The 26,516-nt window shown below is 70.1% G+C and carries 25 protein-coding genes and 3 pseudogenes; 5 read left to right on the forward strand and 23 right to left on the reverse strand.

Translation table 11 applies throughout. The features are described from left to right. Window positions 1–156: 156 nt before the first annotated feature. Together ACFVT1_RS28755 and ACFVT1_RS28760 are read right to left on the reverse strand one after the other, a co-directional pair. Window positions 157–291, reverse strand: a complete 135-nt coding sequence (locus ACFVT1_RS28755; protein WP_389800604.1) for a hypothetical protein — start codon at window positions 289–291, stop codon at window positions 157–159. A gap of 440 nt (window positions 292–731) precedes the next feature. Beyond that, window positions 732–1,139: pseudogene (locus ACFVT1_RS28760) on the reverse strand (hydantoinase/oxoprolinase family protein); the annotation flags it as partial. Window positions 1,140–1,494: 355 nt separating this feature from the next. Between ACFVT1_RS28760 and ACFVT1_RS28765 the strand changes: the two are divergent. Continuing rightward, window positions 1,495–1,939: pseudogene (locus ACFVT1_RS28765) on the forward strand (LLM class flavin-dependent oxidoreductase); the annotation flags it as partial. Between the two features lie 151 nt (window positions 1,940–2,090). Here ACFVT1_RS28765 and ACFVT1_RS28770 read toward each other — a convergent pair. From ACFVT1_RS28770 to ACFVT1_RS28825, 12 genes are all read right to left on the reverse strand, one after another. Next, entirely contained in the window at window positions 2,091–4,925 is a 2,835-nt protein-coding gene (locus ACFVT1_RS28770) for a DEAD/DEAH box helicase (protein ID WP_389800536.1), read from the reverse strand. A gap of 44 nt (window positions 4,926–4,969) precedes the next feature. Next, window positions 4,970–5,878, reverse strand: coding sequence for a diacylglycerol kinase (locus ACFVT1_RS28775; RefSeq protein WP_389800537.1), 909 nt, complete (start codon window positions 5,876–5,878; stop codon window positions 4,970–4,972). An 18-nt stretch (window positions 5,879–5,896) separates the two neighbouring features. Beyond that, window positions 5,897–6,847, reverse strand: a complete 951-nt coding sequence (gene tatC / locus ACFVT1_RS28780) for a twin-arginine translocase subunit TatC (RefSeq protein WP_389800539.1) — start codon at window positions 6,845–6,847, stop codon at window positions 5,897–5,899. Between the two features lie 65 nt (window positions 6,848–6,912). Next, entirely contained in the window at window positions 6,913–7,206 is a 294-nt protein-coding gene (gene tatA, locus ACFVT1_RS28785; RefSeq protein WP_362211480.1) for a Sec-independent protein translocase subunit TatA, read from the reverse strand. Window positions 7,207–7,491: 285 nt separating this feature from the next. Next, window positions 7,492–7,689 (reverse strand): hypothetical protein, encoded by a 198-nt coding sequence (locus ACFVT1_RS28790; RefSeq protein ID WP_389800541.1) that lies wholly within the window; start codon window positions 7,687–7,689, stop codon window positions 7,492–7,494. A 35-nt stretch (window positions 7,690–7,724) separates the two neighbouring features. After that, window positions 7,725–7,994: a hypothetical protein gene (locus tag ACFVT1_RS28795; protein ID WP_389800543.1), complete on the reverse strand. Its 270-nt coding sequence runs from the start codon at window positions 7,992–7,994 to the stop codon at window positions 7,725–7,727. Window positions 7,995–8,011: 17 nt separating this feature from the next. Next, window positions 8,012–8,968: a WYL domain-containing protein gene (locus ACFVT1_RS28800; protein WP_362211486.1), complete on the reverse strand. Its 957-nt coding sequence runs from the start codon at window positions 8,966–8,968 to the stop codon at window positions 8,012–8,014. A gap of 13 nt (window positions 8,969–8,981) precedes the next feature. Beyond that, the gene (locus ACFVT1_RS28805; protein ID WP_389800545.1) at window positions 8,982–9,935 is read right to left on the reverse strand and encodes a helix-turn-helix transcriptional regulator; all 954 of its coding nucleotides are present in this window, start codon (window positions 9,933–9,935) and stop codon (window positions 8,982–8,984) included. A 113-nt stretch (window positions 9,936–10,048) separates the two neighbouring features. Continuing rightward, window positions 10,049–10,423 (reverse strand): FKBP-type peptidyl-prolyl cis-trans isomerase, encoded by a 375-nt coding sequence (locus ACFVT1_RS28810; protein ID WP_266745230.1) that lies wholly within the window; start codon window positions 10,421–10,423, stop codon window positions 10,049–10,051. Between the two features lie 43 nt (window positions 10,424–10,466). Further along, a complete protein-coding gene (locus ACFVT1_RS28815; protein ID WP_389800547.1) occupies window positions 10,467–11,414 on the reverse strand; it encodes an FKBP-type peptidyl-prolyl cis-trans isomerase in 948 nt (315 codons plus the stop codon). Between the two features lie 126 nt (window positions 11,415–11,540). Then, the gene (gene pafA, locus ACFVT1_RS28820; RefSeq protein WP_093894153.1) at window positions 11,541–12,902 is read right to left on the reverse strand and encodes a Pup--protein ligase; all 1,362 of its coding nucleotides are present in this window, start codon (window positions 12,900–12,902) and stop codon (window positions 11,541–11,543) included. A 9-nt stretch (window positions 12,903–12,911) separates the two neighbouring features. Continuing rightward, window positions 12,912–14,171 (reverse strand): MFS transporter, encoded by a 1,260-nt coding sequence (locus ACFVT1_RS28825; protein WP_389800549.1) that lies wholly within the window; start codon window positions 14,169–14,171, stop codon window positions 12,912–12,914. A 72-nt stretch (window positions 14,172–14,243) separates the two neighbouring features. On the opposite strand from ACFVT1_RS28825, the gene ACFVT1_RS28830 reads away from it, so the two are divergent. Then, entirely contained in the window at window positions 14,244–15,350 is a 1,107-nt protein-coding gene (locus tag ACFVT1_RS28830; RefSeq protein ID WP_389800551.1) for a LacI family DNA-binding transcriptional regulator, read from the forward strand. A gap of 46 nt (window positions 15,351–15,396) precedes the next feature. Here the strand turns inward: ACFVT1_RS28830 and prcA are convergent, their stop codons facing one another. The 6 genes and pseudogenes from prcA to arc all read right to left on the reverse strand — a co-directional run bounded on the left by prcA (window position 15,397) and on the right by arc (window position 21,217). Beyond that, window positions 15,397–16,221, reverse strand: a complete 825-nt coding sequence (prcA, locus tag ACFVT1_RS28835; RefSeq protein ID WP_389800552.1) for a proteasome subunit alpha — start codon at window positions 16,219–16,221, stop codon at window positions 15,397–15,399. A 58-nt stretch (window positions 16,222–16,279) separates the two neighbouring features. After that, window positions 16,280–17,125, reverse strand: coding sequence for a proteasome subunit beta (prcB, locus tag ACFVT1_RS28840; RefSeq protein ID WP_389800554.1), 846 nt, complete (start codon window positions 17,123–17,125; stop codon window positions 16,280–16,282). Beyond that, a pseudogene (locus ACFVT1_RS28845) lies at window positions 17,077–17,267 on the reverse strand (endonuclease domain-containing protein); the annotation flags it as partial. The pseudogene ACFVT1_RS28845 and the gene prcB, both read right to left, overlap by 49 nt. Before the next feature lie 97 nt (window positions 17,268–17,364). Next, the gene (locus tag ACFVT1_RS28850; protein ID WP_016325855.1) at window positions 17,365–17,583 is read right to left on the reverse strand and encodes a ubiquitin-like protein Pup; all 219 of its coding nucleotides are present in this window, start codon (window positions 17,581–17,583) and stop codon (window positions 17,365–17,367) included. 120 nt (window positions 17,584–17,703) lie between these two features. Next, window positions 17,704–19,215, reverse strand: a complete 1,512-nt coding sequence (dop, locus tag ACFVT1_RS28855) for a depupylase/deamidase Dop (RefSeq protein WP_389800556.1) — start codon at window positions 19,213–19,215, stop codon at window positions 17,704–17,706. Between the two features lie 235 nt (window positions 19,216–19,450). Then, on the reverse strand, window positions 19,451–21,217 hold the full coding sequence (arc, locus tag ACFVT1_RS28860) for a proteasome ATPase (protein ID WP_389800558.1): 1,767 nt from the start codon (window positions 21,215–21,217) through the stop codon (window positions 19,451–19,453). A 241-nt stretch (window positions 21,218–21,458) separates the two neighbouring features. Between arc and ACFVT1_RS28865 the strand changes: the two genes are divergently transcribed. Then, window positions 21,459–21,770 (forward strand): ferredoxin, encoded by a 312-nt coding sequence (locus ACFVT1_RS28865; protein ID WP_389800560.1) that lies wholly within the window; start codon window positions 21,459–21,461, stop codon window positions 21,768–21,770. Between the two features lie 39 nt (window positions 21,771–21,809). On the opposite strand, the gene ACFVT1_RS28870 is transcribed toward ACFVT1_RS28865, so the two are convergent. The 3 genes from ACFVT1_RS28870 to ACFVT1_RS28880 form a co-directional block, all read right to left on the reverse strand. Beyond that, a complete protein-coding gene (locus ACFVT1_RS28870) occupies window positions 21,810–22,388 on the reverse strand; it encodes a hypothetical protein (protein WP_389800561.1) in 579 nt (192 codons plus the stop codon). A 159-nt stretch (window positions 22,389–22,547) separates the two neighbouring features. After that, a complete protein-coding gene (locus ACFVT1_RS28875; protein ID WP_389800562.1) occupies window positions 22,548–23,453 on the reverse strand; it encodes a tRNA (adenine-N1)-methyltransferase in 906 nt (301 codons plus the stop codon). Between the two features lie 61 nt (window positions 23,454–23,514). Continuing rightward, window positions 23,515–24,765 (reverse strand): site-2 protease family protein, encoded by a 1,251-nt coding sequence (locus ACFVT1_RS28880; RefSeq protein WP_389800606.1) that lies wholly within the window; start codon window positions 24,763–24,765, stop codon window positions 23,515–23,517. A 171-nt stretch (window positions 24,766–24,936) separates the two neighbouring features. Here ACFVT1_RS28880 and ACFVT1_RS28885 point away from each other — a divergent pair, with 171 nt between their 5' ends. Together ACFVT1_RS28885 and ACFVT1_RS28890 are read left to right on the forward strand one after the other, a co-directional pair. Continuing rightward, on the forward strand, window positions 24,937–25,797 hold the full coding sequence (locus ACFVT1_RS28885) for a RecB family exonuclease (RefSeq protein ID WP_389800608.1): 861 nt from the start codon (window positions 24,937–24,939) through the stop codon (window positions 25,795–25,797). 9 nt (window positions 25,798–25,806) lie between these two features. Further along, window positions 25,807–26,478 (forward strand): response regulator transcription factor, encoded by a 672-nt coding sequence (locus ACFVT1_RS28890; RefSeq protein WP_266736078.1) that lies wholly within the window; start codon window positions 25,807–25,809, stop codon window positions 26,476–26,478. Window positions 26,479–26,516 lie beyond the last annotated feature (38 nt).

Here is a 26,516-nt window from a genome sequence, read left to right on the forward strand (position 1 = left end):
GGGGTGGTGCGGGGGCGGGGTTGCGCTGAGGGGCCCCCCCCCCCCGCCACCCCCCCCCCCCCCCCGCGCGGGGGCGGGCGGGGGCCCCGGGGGGGGCGCCCCCCCCCGACGGTGGGCGGGGCGGGTGGCCCGACGGACCCGATGCGGTGCCGTGGGTCAGACCTGCCGGAACGGCAGGTAGTCCACGTCGTACCCGAAGTACCGCGGCCCGGCGAGGGCCAGACCGCCCGGTGTGGTCCAGCGCGGGTCGCACGGGGCCGCGAGAACGCTGACGCGCAGGCCGTAGCGCAGGTGCTGCCGATTCCGTTCAGGTCGAGGTCGCCGACCGCCTTGACCCGGATACGGGTCGCGCCGCCCGGCAGATAGGCGAGCGGGACCTCCTCCACGTCGACGATGCGGACCGTGCCGGGCCTGGCGCCCACGCTCTCGGCCCGGCCCACGGCCTCCTCGCGGGCCTCGGCAAGTACGGAGTCCCTGCGCCCCTCGGGAACCCGGAAGACCCGGTCCACCTCTCCGCCGACCTGGGCGATGGCGGCGCCCACGGCGTTGGCGACGTCGAAGTGGCCAGGGCGGCGCACCTCGTCGAACCCCGGCAGGGCCGAGGGCACCAGCACGCTGCCGCCGCCCACCGCGACGACCGGCAGCGGCCCCGCCGAGGTGCGCATCCGGTCGACCGTCTCGGCCGGCCGCTCGGCGATCCGGTCGAACGCACGGGTGGTGAACCCGCGGTCCAGGTGCGCGACACGGGAGTGGTCGCCGATGTCCGCGCGGCCCGCGGCGACCGCGAGATCGGTCGCGGTCAGGGTGGAGCCGCCGAAGACCAGTGCCTCCTCGGTGAGCCGGAAGCCGACCGAGCGGGGGCCCGTCTCGCCGTCGGCCGACACCAGGGATCCGCCGTCGATGCCGAGCGAGAGGACGTCGGGGATACGGAAGTTGGTGCGGATGCCCGCGGCCTCGCTCTCGCCCGCCGCCTCGCGCGGGAAACCGCCGGCCAGTATGCCGACGTCCGCGGTCGTGCCGCCGACATCGACGACCGCGCAGTCGCCGAGACCGGACAGGAACGCGGCGCCGCGCATCAAGTTGGTGGGCCCTGAGGCGAAGGTCGCCACCGGGTAGGCGCGGGCGAAGTCCACGTCCATCAGGGTGCCGTCGTTCTGCGACAGGAAGAACGGGGCGGTCAGCTCGTCCGCGACCCGCGCCACGAGCACGGACAGGGCCGGGTCGAGGACCGTGGCGTTCTCACGGGCCAGCAGGTCGAGGGTGCCGACGTCGCTGGAGAGCAGAACGGTCGTTCCGGGCCCGTCTCGGCGCGCAGGATCTCGGCGGCCTCCCGCTCCTGGCCGCCGTCGACGGGAGAGAACACTGCGGTGACCGCGAACGCCTCGGCGCGGCCCGCGAGTGCGGCGCCGAACCGGGCCACGGCGTCCCGGTCGAGCGGTGTGGTGTCACGGGGCGCCAGGCCCCCGCCGCCCCTGACGTTCGCGGTGCCCGCGCCCCAGGATCCAGGCCGCCTTCCGCCCGATCATCGCGCCGACCGAGGAACTCGCCTGGGAGAAGGCCCACCGGACACCGGCCCGGATCAAGGCCCGCAAGGCCGGCGCGCCGCCGCCCGCTGAACAGCCCGCTGAACACCGGCTCCCGGCAGCTCCTCGCGGTGGCCGCCGCGCGCGAGCGCCACGACCGGGCACTGTGGACGCCGACCGCGGCGGAAACGGGCGGCGCGGGCAATTCGACGGCCTTGCTGGGAACACCCGAGACGGTGGCGCAGGCATTGCTGGCCTACTACGACCTGGGCGTGGAGATCCTCTCGGCCCGCGGCTACGACCTGCTGGACGACGCGATCGGCTTCGGCCGCCGTGTCGTCCCGATCGTCCGCGAGGAAGTGGCCGAGAGGGACGCGGCCCGCCCGGCGCACATCTTCAGCCCCTCCGCCGGTTGAGGAGCGGGGGTCCGGAGGCGCAGCCCCCGGTTACGGGAAGGGGCGGGCAGGGGAACAGGCCCGCCGCAGGCGCACCCCCGCACCGCACCGCACCACCGCACTCCACACCCACACCCGCACCCCGCCCCGGAATCCGCACCCAGCGGAACCCTCACCCCACGGAGCTGTAGGCCACAACCCCCCGCAACACCGCATCCACCGCCTTGCGCGCACTCCGCGCGACAGAACTCCCCTCCCGCGGAGCCGCGGCCGCGATCTGCCCCAGCACGTCGATCACCTGCTTGCACCACCGCACGAAGTCCCCGGCCGGCATGTCCGCCTCGCCCAGCACCTCGTCCAGCGTCCGCCCCGACGCCCACATGTAGACCGCCCAGGCAAACCCCAGATCGGGTTCGCGCTGCCCGACCCCCTCCGCCTGGTTGATCTTGAATTCCTCCTCCAGGGCATCGAGCCGGCCCCAGATCCGGACCATCTCGCCCATCGCGGTCTTCGCGGGACCCGACGGCAGCTTGGGCGCCACGGCGTCGTCTGCCTGCCGCGCCTCGTACACCAACGCCGAGACGCACGCGGCGAGTTCAGCGGGGTTCAGGTCTTCCCACACGCCGTCCCGCAGGCATTCGCTCGCCAGCAGGTCCAGCTCGCCGTAGAGCCGTGCGAGGCGCCGCCCGTGTTCGGTGACCTCATTGCCCCGCAGGTAGTCGAGCTCGGTGAGCAGCGCGACGATCCGGTCGAAGGTGCGGGCGATCGTGTTCGTCCGTCCCTCGATGCGCCGCTCCAGCTGCTTGGTGTCGCGCTGCAGCCGGTGGTGCCGCTCGGCCCACCGGGCGTGGTCCTCCCGCTCGTCGCACCCGTGGCAGGGGTGCGCGCGCAACGCCGCCCGGTAGCGGGCGATCTCCCGGTCGTCGGCCGCCGGGGACCGCTCCTTGCGATGCCGCTCCGGCGCTATGTGCCCGGCCTTCGTCCGCAGCGCGGAGGCCAGATCGCGGCGCGACTGGGGCGAGCGCGGATTGAACGACTTCGGTACCCGCATCCGCTCCAGCGCTTCGACCGGAACCGGGAAGTCGATCGAGGCGAGCCTCTTGACCTGCCGCTCGGCGGTCAGCACCAACGGCCGTGGCCCGTCGTGGTATTCGAGCCCGCGGTGCCCGTGCGCGTTGGTCCGTCCGGCGGACAGCCCCGGGTCGAGGACCAGCGCCAGTCCGGCGAACTTGCCGGTGGGTACGTGGATGACGTCGCCCGGCTTGAGCTTCTCCAGGGACGCCGCCGCGGCGGCCCGCCGATGCGACGCGCCCTGCTTGGCAAGCTCGGTCTCCCGGTCCTTGAGGTCGCGGCGCAGCCGCGCGTACTCCTCGAAGTCACCGAGGTGGCAGGTCATGCCCTCCCGGTAGCCCGCCAGCCCCTCTTCGTTCCGCTGGACCTGGCGGGAGATCCCGACCACCGAGCGGTCGGCCTGGAACTGGGCGAAGGAGGTCTCCAGCAGCTCGCGCGAGCGATGCCGCCCGAACTGGTGCACCAGGTTGACGGCCATGTTGTACGAGGGCCGGAAGCTGGACCGCAGCGGATACGTCCGCGTACCCGCGAGTCCGGCCAGCCCGCCCGGATCCATGCCGCGCTGCCACAGCACCACCGCGTGGCCCTCGACGTCGATCCCGCGCCGTCCGGCCCGCCCGGTCAGCTGCGTGTACTCGCCGGGGGTGATGTCGGCGTGCTGCTCGCCGTTCCACTTGACGAGCTTCTCCAGCACGACCGAGCGCGCTGGCATGTTGATGCCGAGGGCGAGGGTCTCCGTCGCGAACACGGCCTTGACGAGCCCTCGTACGAACAGTTCCTCGACGACTTCCTTGAACGTGGGCAGCATTCCGGCGTGGTGCGCGGCGATGCCGCGCTCCAGTCCTTCGAGCCACTCGTAGTAGCCGAGGACATGGAGGTCCTCACCGGGGATGGACGCCGTCCGCTCCTCGACGATCTCGCGGACCAGCCGCCGCTTGGCGTCGTCGTTGAGCCGGAGTCCGGCGTGCAGGCACTGCTGTACGGCGGCCTCGCAGGCAGCCCGGCTGAAGATGAACGTGATGGCGGGCAGCAGCCCTTCGGCGTCCAGCCGGTCGATGACCTCGGGCCTGGAGGGGGTCCAGATCCGGCTGCGCTGGCGGCGCTCGCGCTCGCGGTCCGCCTCGCGGACCATTTTGCCGCGGCGGCGCTCGCGCGGGTTGTACCCCCGCTGGCTCTCCATCCGGGCGAGCCGGACGAGGTCGGGGTTGACCTCGCGGCGTCCGGTGCCGCGGCCGCCGTGGTCGGTCTCCTCCTCGAAGAGGTCGTACATCCGGCGGCCCGCCAGGACGTGCTGCCAGAGCGGCACGGGGCGGTGTTCGGAGACGATGACCTGGGTGTCGCCGCGGACGGTGTCCAGCCAGTCACCGAACTCCTCGGCGTTGGACACGGTCGCCGACAGCGACACGAGGGTCACGGAGTCCGGGAGGTGAATGATCACTTCCTCCCAGACGGCGCCCCGGAAGCGGTCGGAGAGGTAGTGCACCTCGTCCATCACCACATAGCCGAGGCCGCGCAGCGTCTGCGAGCCTGCGTACAGCATGTTCCGCAGCACCTCGGTGGTCATGACGACCACCGGCGCATCGCCGTTGAGGCTGTTGTCGCCGGTCAGCAGGCCCACCTTGTCCGGCCCGTAGCGCTTGACCAGATCGGCGAACTTCTGATTGGACAGGGCCTTGATGGGGGTGGTGTAGAAGCACTTGCGGCCCTGCGCGAGCGCGAGGTGCACGGCGAATTCGCCGACGATCGTCTTGCCCGAACCGGTCGGAGCGGCGACGAGCACCCCCTTGCCGGCCTCCAGCGCCTCGCATGCCTCGATCTGGTAAGGGTCCAGATCGAACTCGTACAACTCGCGGAAGGGCGCGAGTGCGGTGGCCAGCTCGGCGGCGCGGATCCGAGAAGCCTGGTATCGCTCAGCTGGTGAGAGGTCCTCTGTCATCTTGCTTATGAGCCTACCCGCCGCCTCTGACAGTGACGCGATCTTTAAATCACGGTGGGAGGACCCGGTGCGAGCACCCGTACCGCGCCGGGTACGCAGGTCGCGGTGAGCGGCAGCGCCCCGAGTTGCTCACCGTCCGCGTACGCCGTGACACCGGCTGCGGCCAGTTCGATCGAGGAGACCCGGTACGAGGTGACGTCGGGGTGGCCGAGGTGCGTTCCCTTGTAGACGCGGGGAAAGACCTTGAGGAGTGTGGTGCGGCTGCAGTCCCCGACGACGGTCACGTCGAAGAACCCGTCGTCCATGACGGCGTCCGCGCAGATCCGCATGCCTCCGCCGTACGTCGATCCGTTGCCGACGGCGATGAGCGTCGCCTCGATCTCCCGGACCGGCCCCCCGTCCAGGCCGATGCGGTACGGGATGGGTCTGAACGCGGCGAGCTCGGCGAGGATCGCGAGGTCGTACTTGAACCGTCCGCCGACCCAGCGCATCCGGTTGCCGCGGTCGTTGACCCGGGAATCGAAGCCGGAGGCGAGCACGGACCCGAACCACCGCTCACCGACCCTGCCGAGGTCGATCGCCCGGACCGCACCGCCCTTCAGCGCCTGGGCGGCGAGCCGTCCGGCGGCGGCCGGATCCCGTATCGGCGTCCCGAGGGCGCGGGCGAAGTCGTTCCCGGTACCCACGGCGACGACGCCGAGCGGGGTCCTCGTGCCGGCGACGGCCTGCAGGGCGAGGGACACCATGCCGTCCCCGCCCACGGCTATCAGCGCACCGGTGCCGCCCGCGACGGCCTCCCGTGCCCGCCGCAGGGCGTCGTCGGCGTCCTCGCCGAGAATCGTGCGCACGGAGAATCCGGCGTCCCGCAACGCGGAAGCGGCCGGCTGCGCGGCGTGCGCGCCCCGGCCGCGTCCCGCGGTGGGATTGACGAAAAGGGTGATCTCGCTGGTCACCCCGGGGACCCTACAAGGTCAGGTGATGTCGTCGTAACCGTTGACCCGGTCACGGTCCGAGCTCGCCTGGGTGGGCAACGACCGGCCGGAGGAGACCGGTTCGATCTCACCGATGTCCTCAGGAGTGAGGTCCAGCTCCGAGGCCTCGTCGTCGGCGGGTCCGGCCGCCACGATCCGTGCCTTGCGACGGTCGTTGAGGAGCGAGATCCCCGTGGCCACGAAGTAGAGCACCCAGATCGGTCCGGCGAGCGCCAGCATGCTCACCGGGTCGGTGCTGGGCGTGGCCACTGCCGCGAAGACGGTAATGCCCATGATCATGCCCCGCCACCAGCCGAGCATGCGCTTGCCGGTGAGGACCCCGCCGAAGTTCAGCATGACGAGCAGCAGCGGCAGCTCGAAGGAGAGCCCGAAGACGACCACCATGCGCGTGATCAGATCGAGCAGCTCGTCCAGCGGCAGCTGGTTGTCGAGGTCGGCCGGCGAGAATTCCAGAAGCACCCGCGCCATGGTCGGCAGCGTCTTGTACGCGAAGAAGCCACCGGCCAGGAAGAGCGGGAATCCCGCGCCCACGAAGGCGAGCGAGTACTTCTTCTCCTGCTTGTGGAGCCCCGGTGCGACGAAGGCCCACAACTGGTAGAGCCAGATCGGCGACGACAGGACGACACCTGCCATCAAGGAGACCTTGAGGGCGAGGGTGAACGGGGTGAGCAGACCGTTCAGGACGATACGCGCGCAGGTACCGTCCTCCTGCTTGGCGAGTTCGGCGAAGCTGTACGCGCACCCGACCGACTTCAGCACCGGGTTGGTGAAGAACTCGATGATCTCCTTGTAGAAAAACGCGGCCACAATCGTGACGACGACGATCCCGAGCAGCCCCTTGGCCAACCGGTTACGCAGCTCACGCAGGTGCTCGACCAGGGGCATGCGCCCCTCTGGGTCCGTCTCCTGCTTGCGGGCAGACTTGAGCAACCCACGTCCTCATCTCGTGCAGCAGGCCCTCACCGATCAGGGCGCCTGCGTCGGCCCGTTTCTTGTCAGCGCTTGGTCGAGTCGGTCGGCTCGGCGACCGGACGCGAACTGGTCACGTCACCCGGCGCGGCCTTGATGGTGCGCGGGGCGGCCTGGTCCTGGGCGGCGGTGTCGTTCGCCGGTTCGGCCGGAGTGGCAGACGGGCTGCCCTCGGACTTCATGGCCTTGGCCTCGCTCTTGAGGATGCGGGCCGACTTGCCGAGCGAGCGAGCCATGTCAGGAAGCTTCTTCGCGCCGAACAGCAGAACAATGACGACGAGGATCAGGATGATCTCGGGAGCGCCGAGCCTTCCGAACATATGCGTGTACCTTCTCACCGAGGCAGCAGGGGTGGGGCGGATCGAACGTCGGACGGACGTCCGATCGTCGTACTGTCAGCGATCGTATCCCGCAGGAGTAAACGCAGGGCAATACCCATGCATCCTTGCGATTACGGCCCATGCCTCGCTCTCCGGGCCGCTTTCAGCAGCGTACCCCCCGAACCCGTGAAACTGGAGGCCGCGCCTGCGCCGTTCGATCGTCCCTGCTCACGGGGGTGCGGGGTCACGGCGCCCCGGGGTCACCCGAACGTGGGAGCGGTCCTTCTAGCGCAACGCCTCACCGGTGGCGGCGAGGTCCGTCGCGGCGCGTTCGAGGTCCTCCGCCGCCCGGTTGATGCGCTGGGTGGTCCGCGTCACCTGACGCCCCAGACGCTGGGCCTCGACGAAGACCTTGACGGCCAGCACCCCGAGGACGGCGATCCCGAGGAACCCCAGGGCGATGGCGAGCATGGGCCAGAGCATGCGCAGAGCCTCGATGTGTCTAGGTGTCCGGAGTTCTAAAGGCTGGTGTGCAGGCGCAGCGTCCGCACGCCGCCGCCGGTGAGGAGCTCAACTATCCGCTCCCCGGCGGGTTTGCGGACGGCCGCGCCGCACGCGGGGCAGGTGAAGGAGTAGAACGTCGTCCGGCGGCTGGCACCCACGGCGAGGCGGATGGCGCCCGCCGCCAGCTCGAACCGCTCGCGGCAGTCCGGGCAGGCGGCCTTGAACCGTACGGACTCGGGCACCACCACGGTCGGCACGCCCGACATCACGGACATATTGCTCATATCTCTCAGGTCCTCGTTCAGGCCGGGCCGTCATAGGCAGCGAGCGCGGCACGGGCCGCCCGCTGTGCGCTCTGTGCCAGTTCCGGCGGGGAGACGATGCGGCCTTCCCCGCCGAGCCGCAGCGCGAGCCTGCGCAGTGAGGCCGGGTCGGGCGTGCGCAGGGTGATCCGCAGCCCGCCGTCGGGCAGCTCCTGGGCACTGTCGTGCGGATAGTACTCGGCGACCCACCGGCCGCCGGGGCCCACCTCCACCACGACCTCCGGGTCCTCGGCCGACGGCTGGACGAGCCCTTCGGACAGATCCCGCAGCTCCAGCTCGGGCGGCGCGGCCGGCTCGTCCAGCAGCCGGATCTCGGCGACCCGGTCGAGCCGGAACGTACGCCGGTCCTCGGTGGACCGGCACCAGGCCTCCATGTACGTATGGCCCACGGCGAACAGCCGGATCGGGTCGACCTCGCGCTCGGTCAGCTCGTCGCGCGCGGGCGAGTAGTAGCGCAGCCAGAGCCGGCGCCGCTCGGAGATCGCCCGGTCGACATCGGCGAAGACGCCGCCCTCGGACTCGAAGGTGACCGAGAGCCGCGAGCTCGCCGCTCCCACCTCACCGGCCGCGGTCTCCAGCTTCGCGGTGGCCCGCAGCAGCGCCTGCCGGTCGCTCTCGCGCAGCCCCGGCAGGGTGGCCACGGCGCGGGCGGCGACCAGCAGCGCCGTCGCCTCGTCGGCCGCGAGCCGCAGCGGCTCCGCGACATCGTCCGGGTTGTGCCACCAGATCCGGTCGCCGTCGGTGTCGATGTCCAGCAGATCGCCGCCGCGGAAGCTCGTCCCGCACATGGGCAGCACATCGAGGTCCGAGATCAGCTCGTCCTCGGTGATCCCGAAGGCGCGGGCGACGTCCTGGACGTGGGCGCCGGGGCGCTCACGCAGATACGTCACCAGGGAGAGCATCCGGCGGGTCTGGTCGATCGCGTTCGTGGCCATGAAATGGGTCCCCTCAGTCCTTGGCCACGGCGCGCAGCCGGTCCACCACATCGGCCCGCAGATCGGCGGGTTCCTGCACGACGACGTCCGGACCGAACTCGACGAGCCAGGCATCCAGACCGTGTCCGTACGGAATCTCCAACTCGTCCCACCCGTCGCCGAGTTCCCGGACCGATACGGCGCGCGAGCGCAGCGGGTATCCGGCCCCCGCGCGCAGCTTGATGCGCGCGGTCCGGGTGGCCGTCTCCCCCGCCCAGCTCTCGACCGTCTCCCGGACGGTCACGACGTCGGGCACCTCGGCGGTGAACGCTCCGGCCCGGGAGCGGACCCGGCCGGTGATCCGGGAGAGCCGGAACACCCGCTCGGCGCCGCGCTCCCGGTCCCAGCCGGCCAGGTACCAGTGGCCGCGCCAGCACTCCAGCGTCCACGGCTCGACCTGGCGCTGCTCGGGCCGGGCGGCGTTGGCCTTGCGGTAGTCGAAGGTCACCGGGCGGCGGTCCCGGCAGGCCAGCATCAACGGCTCGAAGGCGGCCTCATGAACGGGGATGCGGGGTTCGAGGGCGCTGTGCACCTCGTACGCGTCCTCGGCCTCCGGCATGCCCGCGGCCCGCAGCTTCTGCAGCGCACCACTGGCGGCACCGGCCAGCCGCGCCTGCTGCCAGACCTTGGCGGCCAGTCCGAGGGCGGCGGCCTCCTCGGCGTCCAGCGTGATCGGGGGCAGCCGGTTGCTGTCGCGGCGGGCGAGATATCCCGTCTCGCCGTCCAGGTTCTCCACGGTTTCGATGACCAGACCGAGCTCGCGCAGATCTTCCTTGTCGCGCTCGAACATCCGGTTGAAGGCGTCGTCGGAACCGGCTTCCAGATAGGCCTCGATGGAGCCCCGCAGCTCGCGCTTGCTCAGCGGACGCCGGGTCCCCAGCAGACACAGAGCCAGGTTCATCAGCCGCTCGGCCTTGGCGATCGCCATCGACGCCCTTTCTGTTTTGCTCTACGACCGTCGACCGTACCGCTCCGCGGTGTCCGGACAAAAGCGAGGGCCCGTGCCTTGCGGCACGGGCCCTCGCATCGCACGGATGCGGATCAGACGGCGACCAGGTCGCAGACGAAGATCAGTGTCTCGCCGGGGGCGATACGGCCGCCACCGGCGCCGCGGTCGCCGTACGCGAGGTGCGCGGGGATGGTCAGCTGGCGGCGGCCGCCGACCTTCATGCCCTGCACGCCCTGGTCCCAGCCGGAGATGACCTGGCCGGCACCGAGCTGGAACTGCAGCGGGGCGCCGCGGTTCCAGGAGGCGTCGAACTCCTCGCCGGTGGAGAAGGCCACGCCCACGTAGTGGACGGAGACGGTGGCGCCCGCCTTGGCAACCGCGCCGTCGCCTTCCCAGATGTCCTTGATCTCCAGGTCGGCCGGCGGCTCGCCACCCGGGAAGTCGATCTCGGGCTTCTCGATGCTCACTGACTTGCTCCTCTTAATGATGAACTGGGCAACCGGGACAGTCTTACATCTTCGCCAGGATGTCCACGGCGAAGACCAGCGTCGACTTCGCCGGAATCGACTGCTGCGCCTTGTCGCCGAACCCCTGGTCCGGCGGGATGACGAGGAGCACGCGGCTGCCGATCTTCTTGCCGACCAGACCGTTCTTGAGCCCCTTGAGGGTGACCTGGGCGAGCGGGAAGGTCTGCGTCTTGCCCGCGGTGTAGGTGCTGTCGAACGTCTTGCCGTCCTTCCACAGCAGACCCACATAGTTCACGACGACGCTGTCGGTGTCCTTCACGACATCGCCCTTGGACTCCAGGATGTAATGGGAGACGAGCTTCTTCGGCGGGTCGCTCTTGGTCGGGATGGTGACCTTCGGGGCCTTGCCGTCCGTGTTGGTGCCGACCTTGGGCAGGGCGATGTCGTCCTGGGCGACCTCGGTGCCCTTGGCGGACGCCGGGATCTGCGTCGCCTTCAGAACGTCGACGACGAAGACGAGCGTGGCGTTCGGCTTGATGTCGCCCTGGCCCTGCGCCCCGTAGCCGAGCTCCGGCGGGATGACCAGCTCGACCCGGCTGCCGACCTTCTTGCCGACCAGGCCCTTGTCCCAGCCCTGGATCACCATGCCGGCGCCGAGGGTCAGGTCGAACGGCTGCTTGCGGTCGAAGCTGTTGTCGAACGGCTTGTCGGAGTCCCAGGCCTGCCCGAGGTAGTTGACCTGGATCGCGTCGCCGTTCTTGAGCGTGGCGCCGTCCCCCTCGCTGACGACCCGGGTCTTCAGCTCCTTGGGCGGGTTCCCCGTGCCTTTGGCCAGGGTGGGCTTCTCGCCGAACTTCGCGCCCGCGGTGATCGCGGGGAACCCGTCCTTGGACGCGGCGGAGGCGGAAGCGGAAGCGGAGCCCTTTTCGTCACCGCAGGACGCTGTCAGCAGCAACAGGGGGACGACGAGAAGGCCGGCAAGTCGGCGCACTTGTTCCTCAGATCTCAGACGGCACAGTTGGTTGAGTCCCCGACACTCTAGGGCGTACGCAGGGCCCCGCACGAGGAACGTACGGGGCCCGCGTCGCGTCGGAAGCCGGGGTTTCCTGTCGCCGGCTCACATACCCGCGATCAGCTTCTCCACCCGGTCGTCGACCGAACGGAACGGGTCCTTGCACAACACCGTGCGCTGCGCCTGGTCGTTGAGCTTGAGATGGACCCAGTCGACGGTGAAGTCCCGCCGCTGCTCCTGGGCCCTGCGGATGAAGTCTCCGCGCAGCCGCGCCCTGGTCGTCTGCGGGGGCACCGACTTGCCCTCGAAGATCTTCAGGTCGTTGCACACACGGGCGGCCTGCCCCTTGCGCTCCAGCAGGTAGTACAGGCCGCGGCGGCGGTGGATGTCGTGGTACGCGAGGTCTATCTGGGCGACCCGCGGATGCGACATGGTCATGTTGTGCTTGGCCCGGTACCGCTCGATGAGCTTGTACTTCATCACCCAGTCGATCTCGGTCTCGATCCGGTCGAGGTCCTCGGCCTCGACCGCGTCGAGCGTACGGCCCCACAGTTCCAGGACCTGGGCGACGGTGCCGGTGCGGATGCCCCGGCGGTCGACGAAGTCCACGGCCTTCTCGTAGTACTCGCGCTGCACCTCGATGGCGGACGCCTCACGGCCACTGGCCAGGCGCACCTTGCGCTGCCCCGTGGTGTCGTGACTGACCTCGCGGATCGCCCGGATCGGGTTCTCCAGCGTCAGATCCCGCATCACGGTGCCCGCCTCGATCATGCGGAGCACCAGATCGGTCGCGCCGACCTTGAGCAGCATCGTCGTCTCGGACATGTTGGAGTCGCCGACGATGACGTGGAGGCGGCGGTAGCGCTCCGCGTCCGCGTGCGGTTCGTCGCGCGTGTTGATGATCGGGCGGGAACGGGTCGTCGCGGAGCTGACGCCCTCCCAGATGTGCTCGGCACGCTGGCTGACGCAGTAGACGGCGCCCCGCGGTGTCTGCAGCACCTTGCCCGCGCCGCAGATCAGTTGCCTCGTGACGAGGAAAGGAATGAGGATGTCCGCGAGCCGGGAGAATTCTCCGTGCCGCGCCACGAGATAGTTCTCGTGGCACCCGTAGGAGTTTCCCGCCGAGTCGGTGTTGTTCTTGAAGAGATAGACGTCGCCCGCGATTCCCTCCTCGTGCAGGCGGCGTTCGGCGTCGACGAGCAGACCTTCGAGAATGCGCTCGCCGGCCTTGTCGTGGGTGACCAATTCGGTCAGGTTGTCGCATTCGGGGGTTGCATATTCCGGATGCGATCCCACGTCGAGGTAGAGGCGGGCGCCGTTCCGCAGAAAGACATTGCTGCTGCGGCCCCATGACACAACACGGCGGAAGAGGTAGCGCGCCACTTCATCAGGGGACAGTCGGCGCTGTCCCCTGAACGTGCACGTGACGCCGTACTCGTTCTCCAGCCCGAAAATGCGGCGGTCCATGACTGAACATTACGCCTGATGGCCTGAGCTGAAACCGGGTTCGACAGCACCGTTTCGATCATTTTCCGATCCCTGTACGGCAACTGCCGTGCGCCCGGGAACTGCGAGGACCCTTCCCGCGGCCAGCAGAACCAGCAGCGCCGCCACCCCACCGGCCCCCGCGACGGCGAAGCTCCACGCCGTACCGCCCAGCTCGACGGCCGGGCCGGCCACGGCCGTTCCCGCCGCCGCGCCCACCCCGAACGTCGTCACGAGCCAGGAGAACGCCTCCGTCACCGTGCCCCGCGGGGCGTGCCGGTCGACCACGATGAACGAGCACGCGATCGCGGGCGCCAGAAAGACTCCGGCCACCGCCGCCAGAGCGGTCATGGCGGCGACCCCCGGGGTCAGCATCAGCGGCAGGTAGCCCAGTGCCAGCAGGGCGACGATGCCCCGCAGCCGGCGCTCGGGAGCCCCGGCCCACTGCCGCGCCCCGTACACCGCGCCTCCGACCAGCGCACCCAGGCCGAGCGCGGCCATCAGCCAGCCGTAGACCGACTCCCGGCCGTGGTCGTCGGCGTACGCCACACCGGCCACCGTGATGGATCCGAGGGCGAGCCCGACGAAGAAGAACGAGCCGAGCAGCACCAGCAGCCCCGGCGAACGCAGCGCACCCAGCCAGTGCGCCTCGCGGGGCCCGGAGCGCCAGGCGCGGGAGGGCTCGGAGAGGACGACGGAGAGCGCCCCCAGGACCCCGATCGCGTTGATCACGAGCAGGGCGGCGGCGGGCGACCACAGGGAGACGAGCAGGGTCACCAGCAGCGGGCCCACGGTGAACATGACCTCCTGGGCGACGGCGTCCATCGCGTACGCCCGGTGCACCCGGTCCTCGCTGCCCAGGACGCTCGGCCACAGGGCCCGCAGACCGCCCTCCAGCGGCGGGGTGAAGACGCCGGCCACCACCACCGCCCCGTAGGCCAGCGGCAGCGAACCCAGGCCCACCAGGGCCAGCAGGGCCATGCCCAGCGCCGACACCACGGCGGCCGGCAGCTGGACGCGCGGCTGGCCGTACAGGTCGACGGCGCGGCCCAGCAGCGGCTGCCCGACCGCGGTGGACAGCCCGTACACGGCCGCGAGGGCGCCGGCGAGGGTGTAGCTGCCGCCCTCGGCGCGGGTGAACAGCACGATCGCGATGTGCGCGGTGCCGTTCGGCAGCCGCCCCACCAGGGTTCCCGTCAGCAGCCGGGCGGCATGCCGCGCCCGGAGGATGTCCAGATATCCCGCGGCCATGTCCCGCCCTTCTCCTGCGGGCGCTCTCCGGCACCCTGAGTTTTACGTATAACGTCGAGGTTCATACGTACCATGTGCCCAGTCCGCAGGTCCACCTCACGGCGCCTGCCCCAACCGGCCCGGAGGCCCCGAGTGACCAGCGCACCACCGTCACGCCCCGACCCGCCCCGGCCCACCAGCCACGATGTCGCGCGGGCCGTCGGGGTCTCGCAGGCCACCGTCTCCCTCGTGCTCGGCGGAAAATGGCGCGGCCGGGTCTCCGAGGCCACCGCCGAACGCGTCCGGCACGCCGCCCGCGGCCTCGGCTACCAGCCCAACCTCGCCGCCCGCAGCCTCCGCCTCGGCCGTACCAGGACCGCTCTGCTCGTCGTTCCCGCGCTCACGAGCGAGTTCTTCGCCCGCGTCTACACCGGCGCCGCCGAGGTCGCCGCCGAACACGGCTTCGGGGTCGTCCTCTATCCGTCGCCCGAAGGCGTCGGTCCGGCCAGGGACCCGTTCGCCTCGGCACGCGCCTCCCTGGACGGGGTGATCGCCTCGTCCATGGCCGCCGGCGCCCTCGACGCGCTGCGCGGCGCCGGTCTGCCGCTGGTCATGCTCGACAGCGACCCGGCGGACACCGGTGTCGCGGCCCGGGTCAACCTCGACATCGCCGACGGCATGCGGCAGGTCGCGGACCATCTGCTCGCGCTCGGCCACCGCCGCTTCGTGCACCTCGCGTCGGCGGTCGACTCCTGGACCTTCGCCGTCCGCGCGCGGGCACTCCACGACGCCCTGGCGGCGGTGCCCGGCACCTCCGTACGGACCGTCGCGGCGGCGCTCGACGTGCACGCGGGCCGCGAGGCGACGGAGCGGGCGCTGGACGCCCCCGGCCCCCGGCCCACTGCCCTCGTGTGCGACGACGACATCCTCGCCGCGGGCGCCTGCAAGGCCGCCCGCAGACTGGGGCTCCGGGTCCCCGACGACCTCTCCGTCACCGGTTTCGACGATCTGGCCCTGGCCACGGCCGTCGAACCGGAGCTCACCACCGTGCAGCTGCCCGCCGAGCAGGTCGGGGAACGCGGCATGGCCGCCCTGCTGGCGGTCCTGGACGGCCGCCCGGCCGAGCCCGGCAGCCTGCCCGTGCGGCTGGTGGCACGCGGCTCCTCGGCGCCCCCGCCCGCGGACGGCCCGCAGGCATGACGGTGCCCCGGCCCGCCGGGAGCGACGGACCGGGGCACCGGAGGAACTACTCCACGTCCCCACCGGAGTCGGTGGAATCGGTGGGCTTGGCGACGTCCGTCGTGCTCGCGGGAGACCCGGACTCCTCGCCGTCCTCGATGTCGGAGGGGGCGTCCGTCGGCGCGGCGCCGCCGTCCGCCTCCAGCAACCGCGCCAGCTGCCGGCCGACGATCCGCTTGAACTTGCGCTGCTGCGGCCTCGTACGGTCCAGGACCGCGACCTCCAGCCGCTCCGCGGGGATCTCCCGCTCGCTGCCGTTGGGATCACGGGACAGCGCCTGCACGGCCAGCTTGAGCGCCTCGGCGAGCGTCATCCCATCCCGGTGCCGCTGATCCAGGAAGGTGCTGATCTGCTCGGCGTTGCCGCCGACCGCGACGGAGCCGTGCTCGTCGACGATCGAGCCGTCGTGCGGCAGCCGGTAGATCTGGTCGCCCTCCGGCTCGGCGCCCACCTCGGCGACCACCAGCTCCACCTCGTACGGCTTCTCGGCCGCACTGGAGAAGATGGTGCCCAGCGTCTGCGCGTAGACGTTGGCCAGCCCACGGGCCGTCACATCGTCGCGGTCGTAGGTGTACCCGCGCAGATCGGCGTAGCGCACACCGCCGATGCGGAGGTTCTCGTACTCGTTGTACTTGCCGGCGGCGGCGAAACCGATCCGGTCGTAGATCTCGCTGAACTTGTGCAGCGCACGGGACGGGTTCTCGCCGACGAACACGATGCCGTCGGCGTACTGCAGCACAACCAGGCTGCGACCACGGGCGATGCCCTTCCGGGCGTATTCCGCCCGGTCGGCCATGGCCTGCTGAGGTGAGACATAGAACGGCGTCGACACCGGTTATCCGTCCCTTTCTGTCAGTGACAAGAGCATCGAAGAAGCAGCGGAACGGCGGTCAGAGCAGCGCGGCGCGCGGGCCGTCGGGCTGTTCCATGCGACGTTCCAGGATCGAGCGGGCGATCTCCGAGGATTCCGCCTCGGCCAGCTTCCGGAAGCCCTCGTCGGTGATGACGGTGACGATCGGATAGATCCGCCGGGCCACATCGGGACCGCCGGTCGCCGAATCGTCGTCCGCGGCGTCGTACAGGGCCTGGACGACCAGCGTGAGAGCCTCCTGCTCCGTCAGGTCCTCGCGGTAGAGCTTCTTCATCGACCCGCGGGCGAAGATCGATCCGGAGCCGGTGGCCGCGTAGCCGACTTCCTCGGAACGGCCGCCGGTGACGTCGTACGAGAAGATCCGGCCCTTCTCGCGGTCGACGTCGAAGCCGGCGAAGAGCGGCACGACGGCGAGGCCCTGCATGGCCATGGCCAGGTTGCTGCGGATCATCGTGGAGAGCCGGTTCGCCTTGCCCTCCAGGGAGAGCTGGGCGCCCTCGACCTTCTCGAAGTGCTCCAGCTCCAGCTGGAAGAGCTTGACCATCTCCACGGCCAGCCCGGCCGTACCGGCAATGCCCACCGCCGAATACTCGTCGGCCGGGAAGACCTTCTCGATGTCGCGCTGCGCGATCATGTTGCCCATGGTGGCCCGCCGGTCGCCGGCCAGGACCACACCGCCGGCGAACGTCGCCGCGACGATGGTCGTCCCGTGCGGCGCCTCGATGACCCCCTGCAGGGGCGGCAGGCTCCGGTTGCCGGGGAGCAGCTGAGGAGAGTGGTCGGACAGGAAATCCATGAACGAAGAGGATCCCGGCGTCAGGAAGGCAGCTGGTAGACGCCCGGTGCTACGAGTGTTGGCTTCCACGCGTTTCCCTCCAGGTAAGCGACGGCCCCGCGGAAGGTGCCGGGATCGTCTCCCGACGTGCCGATGGCCGAATTGCAGTTGATGCGGTTACGCCACGGACCCTACCCGCCCCGTGGCAGTGATCCACCTGAACTGCGGGGGCAGCCGCACCGCTCGCGGTGCCGCTTGTGCCCGCGCGGCACGGGCCGACTCCGCCCGCACCGCGCGCACCTCTCCACCCCCGCGTTCACGCCTGTGAACTACTGTCCACCCTTTTGAACGAAGGAACGCACGAAGTCCTCTGCGTTCTCCTCGAGCACGTCATCGATCTCGTCCAGAACCGAGTCGACATCGTCGCTCAGCTTCTCCTGGCGCTCCTTGAGGTCCTCGGACGCCTGCGCGTCCTGCGCCTGCTCCTCGACCTCCTCCGTGGAGCGCGTCGCCTTCTGCTGTCCGCCGCCGGTGTCCTTGGTCGCCATATAGCTCACCCCGCTCGGTTCGAAGCACTTGATCAGACCCTACCCACGGGGTCCGACATTGGCCCGGTACTTGTCTCAACGTCCGGGGGTCATCCCGATGATTCCCCGATCGCGGCCCTTTCAGCCGCCCGACAGCACCTGGACGAGCTCCTCCGCCGTGCGGCAGCGGTCCAGGAGCGCCTTGACGTGGTTGCGGGTGCCCCGGAGCGGTTCCAGAGTGGGGACCCGCTGCAGCGAGTCGTGGCCCGGCAGATCGAAGATGACGGAGTCCCACGAGGCCGCGGCCACGTCGTCGGCGTACTGCTCCAGGCAGCGGCCCCGGAAGTAGGCCCTGGTGTCCTCCGGCGGGGCCGTACGGGCCTTCTCGACGTCCCGGTCGTCCAGCAGGCGCTTCATCTTGCCGCGCGCCGCCAGACGGTTGTACAGGCCCTTCTCGGCCCTCACGTCGGCGTACTGGAGGTCCACCAGGTGCAGCCGCGCCGCGTCCCAGTCCAGGCCGTCACGGCGGCGGTAGCCCTCCATGAGTTCCCGCTTGGCGATCCAGTCGAGCTCGCCGGACAGGCTCATCGGATCGTTCTCCAGCCGGTTGAGGGTGTCCTCCCAGCGGACCAGGACGTCCTTGGTCTGCTCGTCGGCGTCCGCCCCGTACCGTTCCTCGACGTACTTGCGGCCCAGCTCGAAGTACTCCATCTGGAGCTGCACCGCGGTGAGCGTACGGCCGCTGCGCAGCGTGATCAGGTGCTGCAGAGTCGGGTCGTGGGAGACGTGGTGCAGCGTGCGCACCGGCTGGTCGACCGCGAGGTCGACGTTGATGAAGCCGTCCTCGATCATGGAGAGGACCAGGGCGGTGGTGCCGAGCTTGAGATAGGTGGAGATCTCCGAAAGGTTCGCGTCGCCGATGATCACATGGAGCCGGCGGTACTTCTCGGCGTCGGAGTGCGGTTCGTCGCGGGTGTTGATGATGGGGCGCTTGAGGGTGGTCTCCAGGCCGACCTCGACCTCGAAGTAGTCCGCGCGCTGGCTGATCTGGAAGCCGTGCTCGTGGCCGTCCTGGCCGATTCCCACGCGTCCCGCGCCGGTCACCACCTGGCGGGAGACGAAGAACGGGGTCAGATGGCGCACGATGTCGGAGAAGGGGGTCTCCCGCTTCATCAGGTAGTTCTCGTGCGTGCCGTACGAGGCGCCCTTGTTGTCGGTGTTGTTCTTGTAGAGGTGGATCGGCTGGGCGCCGGGCAGCTGGGCCGCGCGCTCGGCCGCCTCGGCCATGATGCGTTCGCCGGCCTTGTCCCAGAGCACCGCGTCCCGCGGATTGGTGACTTCCGGGGAGCTGTATTCGGGGTGCGCGTGGTCGACGTAGAGGCGGGCCCCGTTGGTGAGGATGACATTGGCGAGGCCGATGTCCTCGTCGGTGAGCTGGCTGGAGTCCGCGGTCTCGCGGGCGAGGTCGAATCCTCGCGCGTCCCGCAGCGGGTTCTCCTCCTCGAAGTCCCAGCGGGCGCGGCGCGCCCGGTGCATCGCCGCCGCGTAGGCATTGACGATCTGGGACGAGGTGAGCATGGCATTGGCGTTGGGGTGGCCGGGGACGGAGATCCCGTACTCCGTCTCGATGCCCATTACTCGCCGTACGGTCATGCGGCCCTCCTTGCCCGGCGGCGCTCCCTTGAGGGGCGGCGCTCAAGTACCGCTGCTTGTCGGTGGCGCGTGCGCTGCCCGTCCACGCACTGCGCGACCGGGCGGTACGCAAGAGCCTAGAGCGCCTCTGTGCTGGTGGGGAGATCAATTGCGTCATTGCTGCGGTGTCGTGCGAGCTGTCCGGAAAGCAACCGGCTGCGGATGCCCGGCCGGGCATCCGCAGCCGGTCCGCGCTTTACAGGTACTGCCCGGTATTCGCCACCGTGTCGATGGAGCGGCCGGTGTCGGCGCCCTGCTTTCCGGTGACAAGCGTACGGATGAACACGATCCGCTCGCCCTTCTTGCCGGAGATGCGGGCCCAGTCGTCCGGGTTCGTGGTGTTCGGCAGGTCCTCGTTCTCCTTGAACTCGTCCACGCATGCCTGGAGGAGATGGGAGACGCGAAGGCCCTTCTGGCCCTGGTCGAGGAAATCCTTGATGGCCATCTTCTTGGCCCGGTCGACGATGTTCTGGATCATCGCGCCGGAATTGAAGTCCTTGAAGTAGAGGACTTCCTTGTCGCCGTTGGCGTACGTGACTTCGAGGAAGCGGTTCTCCTCGGACTCGGTGTACATCCGCTCGACGACGGACTGGATCATCGCGTGCGTGGCGGCTTCCTTGGAGCCGGTGTGCTCCGCGAGGTCGTCCGAGTGCAGGGGCAGCGAAGGCGTGAGGTACTTCGCGAAGATGTCCTTCGCGGCCTCCGCGTCCGGGCGCTCGATCTTGATCTTCACATCGAGGCGGCCGGGTCGCAGGATCGCGGGGTCGATCATGTCCTCGCGGTTGGAGGCGCCGATGACGATGACGTTCTCCAGGCCCTCGACACCGTCGATCTCGGCGAGCAGCTGGGGGACGATGGTGTTCTCCACGTCCGAGCTGACGCCGGATCCCCGGGTGCGGAAGAGGGACTCCATCTCGTCGAAGAAGACGATGACGGGAGTGCCCTCGCCGGCCTTCTCGCGGGCACGCTGGAAGACCAGGCGGATGTGCCGCTCGGTCTCGCCGACGTACTTGTTGAGGAGCTCCGGGCCCTTGATGTTGAGGAAGTAGCTCTTGCCCGCGGGCTGGCCCGTGACTTCGGCGACCTTCTTGGCAAGGGAGTTGGCCACCGCCTTGGCGATGAGCGTCTTTCCGCAGCCGGGCGGGCCGTAGAGCAGGATGCCCTTCGGCGGCCGCAGTTCGTGCTCCTTGAAGAGGTCGGGGTGGAGGTAGGGGAGCTCGACCGCGTCCCGGATCAGCTCGATCTGGTCGCCCAGGCCGCCGATCTTGTCGTAGTCGATGTCCGGGACCTCTTCGAGGACGAGCTCTTCTACCTCGCTCTTGGGGACCACTTCGTAGACATAGCCGGACCTGGGTTCGAGCAGGAGCGCGTCGCCTGGGCGGATGGTGGTGTCCAGCAGTGGCTCGGCGAGCCGTACCACCCGTTCCTCGTCGGTGTGCCCGATGACCAGGGCCCGCTCGCCGTCCTCAAGGATCTCCTTGAGGGTGACGATGTCCCCGGCCCGCTCGAATTCCATGGCGTCGACCACGTTGAGCGCTTCGTTGAGCATGACTTCCTGGCCGCGCCGGAGGTCGTCGAGTTCGACGCTGGGGCTGACATTCACCCGGAGCTTTCGGCCTCCGGTGAAGATGTCGCAGGTGCTGTCCTCATTGCCCTGCAAGAACACGCCGAAACCGGCCGGCGGCTGTGCGAGCCGGTCGACCTCTTCCTTGAGGGCCACGATCTGGTCGCGGGCCTCGCGGAGCGTGTTGGCGAGCCGTTCGTTCTGCGCGGACACGCCTGCCAGGTTGGTCTGCAACTCGACGATCCGCTCTTCGAGAATCCTCGTATGGCGCGGAGAGTCGGCGAGCTTACGTCGCAGGACGGCGATTTCCTGCTCGAGATAGGCGACCTGGCCGGCTGGGTCTTCGGACCCCCGCCCGGGCCGGATGCCGCGGTTGATGTCGTCGTCGTGGGCTGCCACGGTCCTCACCTCCTCCAAGGGGAGCTGGACGCTTCCTGACCCTACCTGGGTGGGTGATGATTGAAACCCCTAGATCACAAAGACTGCGGGGCGTGTCCGATCTTCACCCTTGCGTTCCCCCTCGTGAGAGGGGAATACCCACCCTTCAACATCGGAAAGCGGCCGGTTGTATCGTCGAACCGTTCAACACCCGTCAGGGCTGGCTTCTTTTGGTTCGGATACGCAGGGAACGGCAGGAGAAATGACCGTGCAGCAGGATGCTCCCACCGGCAGCGACACACAGGGTCTGGAGGTCTGGATCGACCAGGACCTCTGCACGGGGGACGGCATCTGCGTGCAGTACGCGCCCGAGGTGTTCGAGCTGGACATCGACGGTCTGGCGTATGTGAAGAGCAGCGACGACGAGCTGTTGCAGGACAAGGGCGCGACCACGCCCGTACCGCTGCCGCTGCTTCAGGACGTCGTGGATTCGGCCAAGGAGTGCCCGGGCGACTGCATCCATGTGCGTCGTGTTTCGGACAGGGTCGAAGTGTACGGTCCGGAGGCCGCCTGATCCGGCGGCTCCGGGCGGGCGGGCACGCGCGGTGACCGCTCAGGCGTCGGCCGGGGCGGCCTGGACACTGCGGACGAACGCGCCGCCCTTCCACCGCCAGGTGACCTTCTCCTGCTGGTCGGGGCAGCAGCGGGGCACGTCGGCCGAGGAGTAGCCGAGCAGGGTGGCGGAGACGACGCCGTCACGCACCGCGAGATCACCTACGTTCATCTTCTGCGCGGGGTCCACCAGGGTCGCCACGATCCTGGGTGCGGCCCCGCTTCCCCGTGTGAGGACGTAGACGCCGCTGGGCGGGGTGCCGGATCCGGCGTCGCAGTGGACCGCGGCGACGGTCTCGGGGCGGCCGTCGCCGTCGAGGTCGCCGGGTGCCTGTTGGGCCACGATGCTCCCCGCCCCGGCGCATTCCAGGGGATAGGCCACCCGCTCCGGATCAGGTGCGGCGACGGGTGCGGTGCCGTGCTCTGCGGTGGTCCGGTGGGTCGTCGAGGCGGAGGCGGCGGGGTCCGGCTGGAGCATTCCGGCGGCTGCGACGACAGCGGCCATGGCTGTCGCGGTGGCGAGCCAGTGAAGCGGCCTGCTGTCGGTGTGCGCGAGGTCCGGGAGCTCGGAGGGCTGCACGCGGGATGTCTCCTGTGGTTCCTGTGGATCGAGGATGCCTGGATGCCCGGGTGGGCGGTGCCGCCGGTGGGACGTCCGCGGTGGCGTGGGGTGGCCAGCATCGTGCCACACCCCACGGGACAGGGGAACGGTGGGGTCGGCGCCGGTACGTTGTGCGGCTCAGCCGCGGGAGGAGCCGCTCTGGCTGCCGGGGCCGTCGTAGTCCTCGCCGTAGGCGCCCTTGGCCGGGCGGCGGCGGCGCAGCGGGGCCTCCACACCGTCGGCCAGGCGGCGGGCGGTGACGAGGAAGCCGGTGTGGCCGATCATCCGGTGGTCCGGACGGACGGCCAGTCCCTCGACGTGCCAGTTGCGGATCATCGATTCCCAGGGCTGCGGTTCGGCGAAGCAGCCCATCTCGCGGATGGACTCGACGGTCCGCGCGAGCTGGGTGGTCGTCGCGACGTACGCGCAGAGGATGCCGCCGGGGACGAGCGTCTTGGCGACGGCCTCCAGGCACTCCCAGGGGGCGAGCATGTCGAGGACGACCCGGTCGACGTCGGTGTCCGAGAGGTTGTCCTGGAGGTCGCCGACGGTGAGCTGCCAGGCGGGGTGGGGTTCGCCGAAGTAGCGTTCCACGTTCTGCTGGGCGATCTCGGCGAAGTCCTCGCGGCGCTCGTAGGAGTGCAGCATGCCCTGGTCGCCGATGGCGCGCAGCAGGAAGGTGGAGAGCGAGCCGGAGCCGACGCCGGCTTCCACGACGCGGGCGCCGGGGAAGATGTCGGCGAAGGCCAGGATCTGCCCCGCGTCCTTGGGGTAGACCACGGCGGCGCCGCGGGGCATGGACAGGACGTAGTCGGGGAGCAGGGGGCGCAGCGCGAGATAGGCGACGTTTCCCGTGGTTCGGACAACACTGCCCTCGGGGGCACCGATCAGCTCGTCGTGCGGGAAAGAACCCTTGTGGGTGTGGAAGTTCTTTCCGGCTTCGAGCGTGAAGGTGTAGTGGCGTCCCTTGGGATCGGTGAGCTGGACCTGGTCCCCGACCTTGAAGGGCCCGCGTCGGCGGGCGGCACCGGTCGGTTCAGACATGTGACCAGCGTACCGGTGATTCCCCGGGCTCCGACCGCGAGGCGGGGCACGGGCCCGGCGGTCAGGCGGCCGGCCTGGCCAGGGCGGCGACGAATGCCCGTTCGACGTCGGCGGTGGACAGCACGCCGTAGATCTCCCCGGTCTCCTCAAGGACGAGGTATTCGGTGGCGGGTTCGGCCTTGAGGCGGTCCAGGAGTGCTTCGCCGGCCAGCTCGGCGGAGATCCTCATGCCTTCGGTGAGGTCCTGGGCGAGGCCGCCCACGGCCACCCACGGGCGGCGGTGTTCGGGGACGGAGACGATGGCCGTTTCGCGGACGACGCCCTTGGGTTCGCCGTGTCCGTCGACGACGACGAGGGCGCGGGCACCCGCCTCGTTGGCGCGGCGCAGGGCCTCGGAGAGCGGGGTGGCGGCCTCCACCGGGACGGCGCGCCGGGTGAGGGTGCGGGCACACAGTTCGGGGAGGTGCTCGCGCAGGCGGGCCATGCGCAGGCTGTTGCCCGCTCCGGTCCAGATGATGGCGGCGAGGATGGCGGCGAGCAGCGCGTCGGTGACGGTGTCCATGCCGCTGAGGTCCCGGGGGTCGTTCCCGAAGGAGCCGGTGTGGGTGAGCAGCGGGAGGCCGATGAGGGTGACGACGGCGAGGGCCCGGCCGACCCAGGCGGCGGCGACGGTGCCGCTCATCGGCCGGCCGGTGATCTTCCAGACGACGGCGCGGAGCATCCGTCCGCCGTCGAGCGGGAGGCCGGGCAGGAGGTTGAAGGCCGCCACCAGGAGGTTGGAGATCATCAGTCCGGCGAGGAGGACGCCGGGCACGGTGCCGGGTGCGACGAACATCATCCCGACGTAGAAGAGGCCGGCGAGCACCAGGGAGAGCAGCGGGCCGACGAAGGCGAGCAGGAATTCGCGGCCGGGCGTCTCGGACTCCTTCTCGATCTCGGAGACGCCGCCGAAGAACTGGAGCTGGATACGGCGCACAGGCAGCTCGTAGCGCAGCGCGACGACCGTGTGGGCGAGTTCGTGGACGAGCACGGAGGCGTAGAAGGCGATCGCGAAGAAGAGGGAGACCAGGTAGCGCGCCGCGCCGAGCTCGGGCAGTACGCGTTCGAGCTGACCGCCGAAGACCCAGGTGATCAGTGCGGCCACGATGAACCAGCTCGGTGCGACATATACGGGCACGCCGAAGGGACGGCCCATGAGAAGGCCGCCGCCGGGATCTTCGGGGCGCCGCGGTTCGCCCTTGCCGGGGCCGGTGCCGGGGGCCGTTCCCCCCGTACCGGGCTGCGGCCGCCCGCTGTCGCCGCTCTCGTCCACGGGGTCCTTTCGGTCGGTGCCGTACGGCACGATCATGCAGTGTTCGAGGGTCTGTGGTCGATGGTATGCCGCCGGCTGTCTGTGGCGGGCCGTAGGGTCTTCGACATGACCTCCCTGCCGCGGCCCGCTCAGCCGCCTTCGTCCCTGTCGCCGTCGCGGGCGAGCGATTTCATGCAGTGTCCTCTGCTGTACCGCTTCCGGGTCATCGACAAACTGCCGGAGAAGCCCAGCGAAGCGGCCACTCGGGGCACGCTGGTCCACGCGGTGCTGGAGCGGCTCTTCGACAACCCGGCCGCGGAGCGCACGACGGGCCGGGCCACCTCGCTGATCCCCGCCCAGTGGGACCGGCTGCTGGAGTCGAAGCCGGAGCTGTCGGAGCTGTTCGCGGAGGATGCCGGGGGCGAGCGGCTGTCGCGCTGGCTCTCGGAGGCGGAGAGCCTGGTGGAGCGCTGGTTCTCGTTGGAGGATCCGACGCGCCTGGAGCCCGCCGAGCGGGAGATGTTCGTCGAGACGGAGCTGGAGTCGGGCCTGCGGCTGCGCGGGGTGATCGACCGGATCGATGTGGCGCCGACGGGCGAGGTCCGGATCGTCGACTACAAGACGGGAAAGGCACCGCGCCCGGAGTACGCGGAGGGCGCGCTCTTCCAGATGAAGTTCTACGCCCTGGTGATCTGGCGGCTGAAGGGCGTGGTGCCGCGCCGGCTCCAGCTCGTCTATCTCGGCAGCGGCGACATCATGACGTACGACCCGGTGGTGGCGGATCTGGAGCGGGTCGAGCGGAAGCTGCTGGCCCTCTGGGACGCGATCCGGCTGGCCACGGAGACGGGTGAGTGGCGGCCCCGGCCGACGAAGCTGTGCGGCTGGTGCGACCACCGGTCGGTCTGCCCGGAATTCGGCGGCACTCCCCCGGTATATCCGTTGTCCGTACGCCCGGCGGAGCCGGAGCAGGACGTCCAGGGCAGAATGGACCCGGTCCGCGCTGAGGCCGCCCGGCCTGTGGCCCTCGAAGGACCTCAACTCGAAGGACCGTAAGGAGACCCTGTGGCTATCCGCGTCCTACTGGTCGACGACCAACCACTGCTGCGCACCGGCTTCCGGATGATTCTGGAGGCGGAGGGGGATCTCGCGGTGGTGGGCGAGGCCGGTGACGGCCTCCAGGCTCTCGACCAGGTGCGGGCGCTGCAGCCCGATGTGGTGCTGATGGACATTCGCATGCCGCGGATGGACGGCGTCGAGGCGACGCGTCAGATCACCGGTCCGGGCCGGGACGGTCCGGCGAAGGTGCTGGTGCTGACCACGTTCGATCTCGACGAGTACGTGGTGGAGGCGTTGCGCGCCGGCGCCAGCGGCTTCCTGCTGAAGGACGCTCCGGCCAATGAGCTGGTGCAGGCGATCCGTGTGGTCGCGGCGGGCGAGGCGATGCTCGCTCCGAGCATCACCCGCAGGCTGCTCGACAAGTACGCGGACCACCTGCCGTCCGGCGAGGAGCCGCTGCCGGACACCCTGCACACGCTGACGGACCGGGAGGTCGAGGTGCTGAAGCTGGTGGCGCGCGGCCTGTCGAACGCGGAGATCGCCGCGGACCTGTTCGTCAGCGAGACGACGGTCAAGACGCATGTCGGCCACGTGCTGACCAAGCTCGGCCTGCGGGACCGGGTGCAGGCGGCCGTGTACGCGTACGAGAGCGGCCTGGTGCGCCCCGGCGCCCAGTGAGCGAACCGGAAGGCGGCCCCACAAGGCCCGGAACGCGG

Source organism: Streptomyces sp. NPDC057963 (assembly GCF_042887155.1).
Lineage (GTDB): Bacteria > Actinomycetota > Actinomycetes > Streptomycetales > Streptomycetaceae > Streptomyces.